The sequence below is a fragment of the bacterium genome (genome assembly GCA_030652805.1).
Classification (GTDB): Bacteria; JAHJDO01; JAHJDO01; order JAHJDO01; family JAHJDO01; genus JAHJDO01.
The window spans coordinates 1-7,049 of record JAUSPT010000053.1; the positions used below are offsets into that span (position 1 = coordinate 1).

At 35.9% G+C, this 7,049-nt stretch carries 10 protein-coding genes; 9 read left to right on the forward strand and 1 reads right to left on the reverse strand.

The annotated features are described in order from the left end of the window. Positions 1-240 precede the first annotated feature (240 nt). The 9 genes from Q7J67_05490 (at position 241) to Q7J67_05530 (ending at position 6,344) form a co-directional block, all read left to right on the forward strand. Positions 241-657 carry a transcriptional repressor gene (locus Q7J67_05490; GenBank protein MDO9464733.1) on the forward strand — a complete coding sequence of 139 codons (417 nt, stop codon included), beginning with the start codon at positions 241-243 and terminating at the stop codon, positions 655-657. 22 nt (positions 658-679) lie between these two features. Continuing rightward, on the forward strand, positions 680-1,375 hold the full coding sequence (locus Q7J67_05495; GenBank protein MDO9464734.1) for a cytochrome c biogenesis protein CcdA: 696 nt from the start codon (positions 680-682) through the stop codon (positions 1,373-1,375). A gap of 12 nt (positions 1,376-1,387) precedes the next feature. Next, positions 1,388-2,014, forward strand: a complete 627-nt coding sequence (locus Q7J67_05500; GenBank protein MDO9464735.1) for a tetratricopeptide repeat protein — start codon at positions 1,388-1,390, stop codon at positions 2,012-2,014. After that, positions 2,011-2,637, forward strand: a complete 627-nt coding sequence (locus Q7J67_05505; protein ID MDO9464736.1) for a hypothetical protein — start codon at positions 2,011-2,013, stop codon at positions 2,635-2,637. The genes Q7J67_05500 and Q7J67_05505 overlap by 4 nt, the downstream gene beginning before the upstream one ends. Positions 2,638-2,668: 31 nt before the next feature. Further along, a complete protein-coding gene (locus tag Q7J67_05510) occupies positions 2,669-3,559 on the forward strand; it encodes a zinc ABC transporter substrate-binding protein (protein MDO9464737.1) in 891 nt (296 codons plus the stop codon). Further along, positions 3,556-4,323 carry an ABC transporter ATP-binding protein gene (locus Q7J67_05515; protein ID MDO9464738.1) on the forward strand — a complete coding sequence of 256 codons (768 nt, stop codon included), beginning with the start codon at positions 3,556-3,558 and terminating at the stop codon, positions 4,321-4,323. Before Q7J67_05510 ends, Q7J67_05515 begins: the two co-directional genes overlap by 4 nt. Continuing rightward, on the forward strand, positions 4,320-5,144 hold the full coding sequence (locus tag Q7J67_05520; protein ID MDO9464739.1) for a metal ABC transporter permease: 825 nt from the start codon (positions 4,320-4,322) through the stop codon (positions 5,142-5,144). Before Q7J67_05515 ends, Q7J67_05520 begins: the two co-directional genes overlap by 4 nt. 49 nt (positions 5,145-5,193) lie before the next feature. Beyond that, positions 5,194-5,544: a hypothetical protein gene (locus Q7J67_05525; GenBank protein MDO9464740.1), complete on the forward strand. Its 351-nt coding sequence runs from the start codon at positions 5,194-5,196 to the stop codon at positions 5,542-5,544. Positions 5,545-5,645: 101 nt separating this feature from the next. Next, positions 5,646-6,344 carry a DUF1559 domain-containing protein gene (locus tag Q7J67_05530; protein ID MDO9464741.1) on the forward strand — a complete coding sequence of 233 codons (699 nt, stop codon included), beginning with the start codon at positions 5,646-5,648 and terminating at the stop codon, positions 6,342-6,344. Between the two features lie 285 nt (positions 6,345-6,629). Here the strand turns inward: Q7J67_05530 and Q7J67_05535 are convergent, their stop codons facing one another. Further along, positions 6,630-6,923 carry a hypothetical protein gene (locus Q7J67_05535; protein ID MDO9464742.1) on the reverse strand — a complete coding sequence of 98 codons (294 nt, stop codon included), beginning with the start codon at positions 6,921-6,923 and terminating at the stop codon, positions 6,630-6,632. Positions 6,924-7,049: the final 126 nt, after the last annotated feature.

The window sequence follows — 7,049 nt, forward strand, 5'->3', positions numbered from 1 at the left end:
CATGGCAGTTGGCTAGAGAGAAGGTGCCGGATCTGGACAAGCGCTTGCTTATGATTCCACCTATTGACCTTGATGTCGTGATCAGATTAGATCAGTCTTTTTCTGGCAAGGGGGGTAATGATGTGTTGACCGTTCCCTAAAATTTTTTGTGTTGACAGAATCAGAAAAAAACTTGACAGGGAAATAGCAATTCTTGTAATATCCCAAATAGAAGTTGTTTCTATTTGTTTTTGGAAAGTTATGAAAATATATCTAGATAAATTGCAAGAAAAAAAATTTAAGCTTACTCCTCGGCGTATAGCTATTATAAGTTTCTTTTTAAGCAGGGAACGATATCTAAATCCTGAAGTTATTTGGAAAGGGCTGAAAAAGAAGTTTAAACATCTAGGCTTGCCAAGCATCTATAGAAATCTGGAGTTATTTTCAAAGTGTGGGATACTTACAAAGATTCAGATGCCTGATAGAAGGCTTTATTATGGATTATGCAAGGCAAAGGACAACAAACACCACCATCATATAGTATGTATAAAATGCGGCAAAGTTGGAGAATTTCCTGAGGAAAATTTGTTTAAAAAGAAAACGATCAATGGATTTAAGGTATTAAATCATTTTTTGCAGATAGAAGGTATATGTTCTAATTGTAGGATAAAAAGCTGATTTTTTTAATTATTAAATAGAAATGATTTCTACTATTCAGAGGACATTAACGGAAACGCCTTTATTGGCTATATTCATTGTATTCTGGGCAGGAGCTATAGCCTCTTTGGGTTCCTGCACCTTAGTAAGAATCCCAGTGTTTTTTGGATATGTTGTTGGAGCTTCAAACTCCAAAAATAAGTCTATACTTTTAACAGCCCTTTTTAGCTTAGGCCTTATTGTTAGTTATACTCTTTTTGGGGTATTTCTTGGTATTATCAGTAATTTAGCTGGCAAGTTAGTAGAGATAAGCAGATATATTTTCATGGGATTGGGTGTCTTATTATTTTTGAGTGGTCTATTCATCTCCGGCTTGATTACCTGCTTTAACCTGCATTCTAACCGTCATATTAATAACAGGTTTAAAAGTACGAGCTTTCTTGGAACATTTCTGTTTGGAATAACTTTTGCTTTTTTAGAAATGCCAGCTTGCCCTTGTTGTAGTTCAGTGCTTTTTGTTATTGCGGGGATTGTGGCTATAAAAGGTTCATTTTTATATTCTGTAATAATATTTTTCAGCTTTGCTGTGGGACAAAGTTTCCCAATACTATTGATTGGTTCATCAATGAATCTGGTTAAATATTTGACATCCAGGCTAACAAGATTTGAGGAATATATTAGATTAATAGCGGGAGATATATTAATAGTTTTTAGTATGTACTTTTTTATCATAGCTTAATGAGGATTTTTCATGAAAAAATGTGAACTATCTTATAATTGTAGTCATGAGAATAAACATGAAAGGCACATAAAACAATCCACAAGATGGTTATTCAGTCTCATTTTTATCTCTATTAGTATTTTTCTTATAAAACCGTTTATGATCAGCCAATTACTCAATAGAGCTTCGTCATATACATCATATAATCTATACCCTGAAGCAATAAGGCAATATAAGAAAGTGTTAATTATGGATAAGCGCAATAATAATGCTTGGAACTGGTTAGCGTATAGCTATAAAAACGAAGGATATTTAGAAGAGGCTATACAGACTTACAAAGAAGCAATAAAGATTAACCCAGAAAACAGAGTCGCCCATTTCAACTTAGGTATGATATTTGTATCAAAAAAAGATTACAAAAAGGCTATTCAATGTTTTGAGCAGGTAAGAATTTCATCTTCTAAAACTAAAATCCAGAAAGCTATAAATATGGCTTCCTATCATAAATCGTCCTTGAACATGTTGTCGACCTGTTATGAAAGATTGAAAGATTTTAATAAGGCAATAATTGTATTGGAAGAATTAACGAGATATTATCCTAATGATAGGATAGTGGAGGAAAAGCTTAACTTGCTGAAGAAGGAATTAAATAAGTGAAAGTAAGATTATCCCATATTTTTAAGTATCTTATGTTTTTCATATTATTTACTGTAATAGCCTCAACAAATGTAACTCGCACCGAAAGACCACTTCTTTATTCAATGAAATGGCTGCACGAAGCAAAAGCAGCGTCGATAGACAATAACGCAAAAGTCGAAGTAGAAGTAAAGACAGCCAAAAACGAAAAAATTTATACATTAAATTTCAAAGCACTTGAAAAAACAGAAAGGGATATTATTAACACAGATAAAAATAACATGACAGGGATCTCTGAAGAAGTTTTTAATCTGCATGGAAAGACAGTTAAAATTACAGGATACTTTCTTGTGCCGGCTGAAGCATATTTTTTAAACACTCCAGTAAGCAGTTTTGCTGTGTCTAAAAATGCTTATGGTTGTCCTTGTTGTTCATGGGGTCCGCTGCCTACAATATTTAATACAGCAATAGTAACTATGAAAAAAGGACTTAAGGTAAATCCGCCATTTCCTCAGCTTGTAGAGGTTAGAGGAACATTTATGGTTAAAAAAGAATATTATACCGCTGAAGACGGCAAGGAGTATTTAACAGGTCTTTTCTTTATAAAGAATGCCGAAGCGGAGGAAAAGAAAAGGCGTTTTTGATAAATATTAATAAATTAGGAGGCTGATACTTATGAAAAGATTAATGGTTCTTTTGGTTGTTACTGCTTTACTGGTAAATGGTAAAACAATCAATGCTCAGTCTATTCAAGACAGCAAGAAAAAGATTGGAGTTGTCGTAACTATACTTCCTCTGGCTGATTTTGTAGAGAACATAGGGAAAGATAAAGTTGATGTGTCTGTTATGATTCCTCCGGGCGGGAACCCCCATACTTATGAACCAACTCCAAGTCAGTTAAAACAGGTAAGCCAAGCGCAAATGTATGTGAAAGTGGGCTCAGGGGTTGAATTTGAATTAGCCTGGATGGATAAACTCGCTTCTTTAAACAAGAATATGCTTATTTGCGATAGTTCAGAAGGTATTAGATTGATAGAGATGACGGAGCACCATCATGAGGAAAATGAAGGACATCATCGTGGCAGAGATCCACATATTTGGCTTTCTCCAGTTAATGCGATGCTGATGGTAACAAGCATTAAAAATGCTCTTATTGAAATCGACTCAGGGAACAAAGAATTTTATACTCATAATGCACAGGAGTTCATCTTAAGGCTAGACAATCTTAATAAAGAATTCGGAGATAAGCTTTCTGCATTAAAAAACAGGTCTTTTGTTGTTTTTCATCCTGCATGGGGCTATTTTGCTGCTGATTATGGTTTAAAGCAAATACCGATTGAAGTTGAAGGCAAAGAACCTACTGCTAAAGAATTGACTCAACTAATAAAGGAAGCGAAAAAATGTAACATAAAAGTTGTTTTTTCTTCTCCTCAGTTTAGTAAAAAAAGCGCTGAAGTTATTGCCAAAGAAATTAACGGTAAAGTTGTATTTATGGATCCCTTAGCTAAAAACTATATAGAAAATTTACATAAGGTTGTAGATGCATTTACCCAAAGTTTAAAATGAATAGCGAAAAAGAAATTGTTAGTTTAAAAAATATTTATGTGGATTATGACGACCAGACTGTCTTGGAAGGTGTGAGCCTTTCTATAAAAGCAAATGACTTTTTGGGTATAATTGGGCCGAATGGAGGAGGAAAGACTACGTTGCTTAAAGTAATCCTTGGCTTGATAAATCCAAAGGGTGGAGAAATTAAAGTTTTTGGAGAAAAGCCTAATAAGGTAAGGAGATTTGTAGGATATGTTCCGCAGACCCGTATTTTTGATCGGGAGTTTCCTGTGAACGTTTGGGATGTTGTGTTGATGGGCAGACTTTCCCACACGAGCCTATTTAACTATTACAGTGAGGAAGATAGAAATATTACCCATCAAGCTCTCAAGACCGTAGAAATGCTTGATTTCAAATATAGACAAATAGGCAAACTCTCTGAAGGTCAGAGACAAAGGGTTTTTATCGCTAGAGCTCTTACCTCTGAACCTAGGCTTCTTCTTCTTGATGAACCGACAGCAAGTGTTGATACGCATATGCAGCAAGGAGTTTATGAGTTATTAAAAAGATTAAAGGATAAGATGGCAATTGTCTTAGTGTCGCATGATATTGGAGTAATTTCGAGTTTCGTAGATAAGATTGCTTGTCTTAACCGCAGGCTCTTTTACCATAACTCTAAAGAAATAACCAGAAAAGATCTGGAGACAGTCTATCAATGTCCTGTAGAGATGATAGCGCATGGTATCCCTCACAGGGTAATGAAGGAGCATAAAGAAAAATGATAGAAGCATTGCAATATGAGTTTATAAGAAATGCTTTATTAGCTGCAATACTTGCTAGCATTGCCTGTGGGATTATCGGGACATACGTTGTCGTAAAAAGAATAGTTTTTATAAGCGGCGGTATTGCTCATGCCGCCTTTGGCGGTATTGGGTTGGGATATTTTTTGGGAATAAATCCAGTATTGGGAGTAATACCTTTTAGCATTGCGTCTGCGCTGGGTATAGGATTGGTGAGCAGAAAAAGTAAACTTCCTGAAGATACGACCATTGGGATTTTTTGGTCAATGGGAATGGCTCTAGGTGTTATCTTTATTGGGCTTACTCCAGGTTATGCCCCTGACCTTTTTAGCTACCTTTTCGGCAACATTTTAACCGTACCATTTTCCGATGTAATTCTCATGCTTATTCTAGATTTTATCATTATTGTGTCGGTGAGTTTGCTGTATAAAGAGTTTTTAGCCCTTTCTTTTGATGAGGAATTCGCAGAAATATCAGGAATTAAAGTTACGATACTTTATTTATTTCTCTTAAGTCTTGTTGCCATCACAGTGGTAATGCTTGTGAGGATTGTTGGTATTATTCTGGTAATTGCTTTATTAACGATTCCTGCTGCAATCGCAAAACAGTATACAGATAGTTTAAGGAAAATGATGTTCCTCTCTATTTTTTTTGGCGTTCTGTTTACTCTGTGTGGCTTATGGTTTTCTTACCTTTTCGACATGGCATCCGGAGCAACAATCATCCTGTTTTCAGGGTGCGCTTTTGGGATTTCTTCAACATATAAAAGTATCACTAAACGCTTGCATAATACACGCATGTAATATTTTTTTATTTAATAAATAGAAATAGCTTCTATTTAGAACAAGAGATATGAAAATTATTATTAGAGCAGGACGAATTTTAGGTATTGCATTATTCGTAAGTGGTGTCGTTCTTTATCTTTTATTTGCTTCTTTTCATCCTCTGCTTCATAATCATTCAGGCTGTGAATATAGCAACCACTGTTGCGATACGCACAGTGATTCTAACAGACATCATCCAGATTGTCCTGCCTGTAACTTTTTATTTGTAGCCGCTTTTTTTGATATACCAGAGATAGTTATTGTCCCTACTATTTCATATCATGTAGCCTTTGGAACATTTTTTGACTATCAACAACCGTACCAACAGTTATGTTATGACTGTCACTCCATCCGTGGACCTCCTATAATCTCTGTATAGGCTTTCTACGTCTGTCATAAAACTCTCCACGAATTACTTAACTTATACAGTAATGACGTTGAGTATGTTATCCACTACAATATGCAAATAGGAGTGACAAAATGCAATATTATAAAAAAGGATTTAGAAGAGTTTTAAACTGGATTCAAAGAATGAGAGGATTTTCACTGATTGAGCTTTTGGTTGTGACTGCGATTATCGCTATGCTTGCGTCAATGTTACTTCCAGCTCTTGCAAAAGCGAGGGAAGTAGCAAGAAAAGCCAAGTGTATTTCTAACCTGCGTCAGATTGGAATGGCTCTACATATGTATGCAGAGGATAATGGGGAGTATTTCCCTCATGTTCATCAGGGTCCCACATATACTGATACAGCAATGACATCAAGTCAAGAGTGGTGGGAATTTCTTGAGCCATATTCTAATGGTATATACGATTATATGAAGTGTCCTTCAGATCCTCATCGAGATGAAGCAGGTATCGAGAGCTATATATTTAATGGAATGTTTGCTTTTGGTAAAAAAATAGGACAGGTGAAGATGACAAGTGAGAGAATTATTGTTTCAGAAAGGGCAGATGAAGGTGGTGTTCTCACACATCAGGGCTATCCTGCATGGAAGACTCATGCTGAATGGCGAAGCAGTATAAAAGAAAATAGACATGGGGACGGTTCAAATTATCTCTTTGTTGATGGACATGTCAAATGGCATCGATTTGAAGAGACTATTGGGACAAGACCCAGTTGTGACATGCACTATGTTGCAGGATTTGATCATGGTGGAGCTTGGCAGGATATTGAATAACTAAAATTATCTTTGACTACATAAATAATCGTTCTAAAGTTGTACTAAATTATGACTAAACAGACCCACTAAATATATCCTATAAAGTTACAAATGTTCTTAATGTTCCGTAAGTTCCTTGTGCTATGTAACTATAGTAACATTTCTTCACTATTCAACACATTGGAGGTCACAATTTGTGACCAGTCAATCTTCCTCCTCTTTAGCCTCAAGTAGCTTTTCTTCAAATGCCTGCGTAACAAAAGAACTTAATTTTACCCATTTCTCTAAGAATAAAGAATATAATCAGAATATTTTTAATTTTTTTATCAGGTCTTCAAGCCGTTCAGTCCCACGGCCACTTGTAGCGTCCTGTGTTGATACCCACTGACGGAGCTTATTAAGGGCAAGCTTATGTTCAATAGCATCACTACTGATTTCAACTCCACGTTTAAGACTGGCACACTTATCTGTTAGATAAAGTATGGCTCCAGCGTTCAGACACGTAAAGTCAATACATGCCTCGTGCCCTATGCCTGCTAGCACCTGAACAAAGCGTACAGCTTCTTGATGTATATTTCCTAAATTGAGCCTGTTCAATATTACACCTCAATTACGTCGCTACGCTTTCCAGTTCGAGCGTGCTGAAAGATGATATCCAGAGTTAAGACGATGTCATGCTCGATGACGTGGATAAGCACATTGTCATGCCCCATGTAAGTATTG

What these genes read in the sequence shown, in the direction of transcription:
- Q7J67_05495 (MDO9464734.1), top strand. Translation starts at nt 680, where the DNA reads ATGATTTCTACTATTCAGAGGACATTAACGGAAACGCCTTTATTGGCT.
- Q7J67_05490 (MDO9464733.1), top strand. Translation starts at nt 241, where the DNA reads ATGAAAATATATCTAGATAAATTGCAAGAAAAAAAATTTAAGCTTACT.
- Q7J67_05510 (MDO9464737.1), top strand. Translation starts at nt 2,669, where the DNA reads ATGAAAAGATTAATGGTTCTTTTGGTTGTTACTGCTTTACTGGTAAAT.
- Q7J67_05525 (MDO9464740.1), top strand. Translation starts at nt 5,194, where the DNA reads ATGAAAATTATTATTAGAGCAGGACGAATTTTAGGTATTGCATTATTC.
- Q7J67_05530 (MDO9464741.1), top strand. Translation starts at nt 5,646, where the DNA reads ATGCAATATTATAAAAAAGGATTTAGAAGAGTTTTAAACTGGATTCAA.
- Q7J67_05515 (MDO9464738.1), top strand. Translation starts at nt 3,556, where the DNA reads ATGAATAGCGAAAAAGAAATTGTTAGTTTAAAAAATATTTATGTGGAT.
- Q7J67_05500 (MDO9464735.1), top strand. Translation starts at nt 1,388, where the DNA reads ATGAAAAAATGTGAACTATCTTATAATTGTAGTCATGAGAATAAACAT.
- Q7J67_05520 (MDO9464739.1), top strand. Translation starts at nt 4,320, where the DNA reads ATGATAGAAGCATTGCAATATGAGTTTATAAGAAATGCTTTATTAGCT.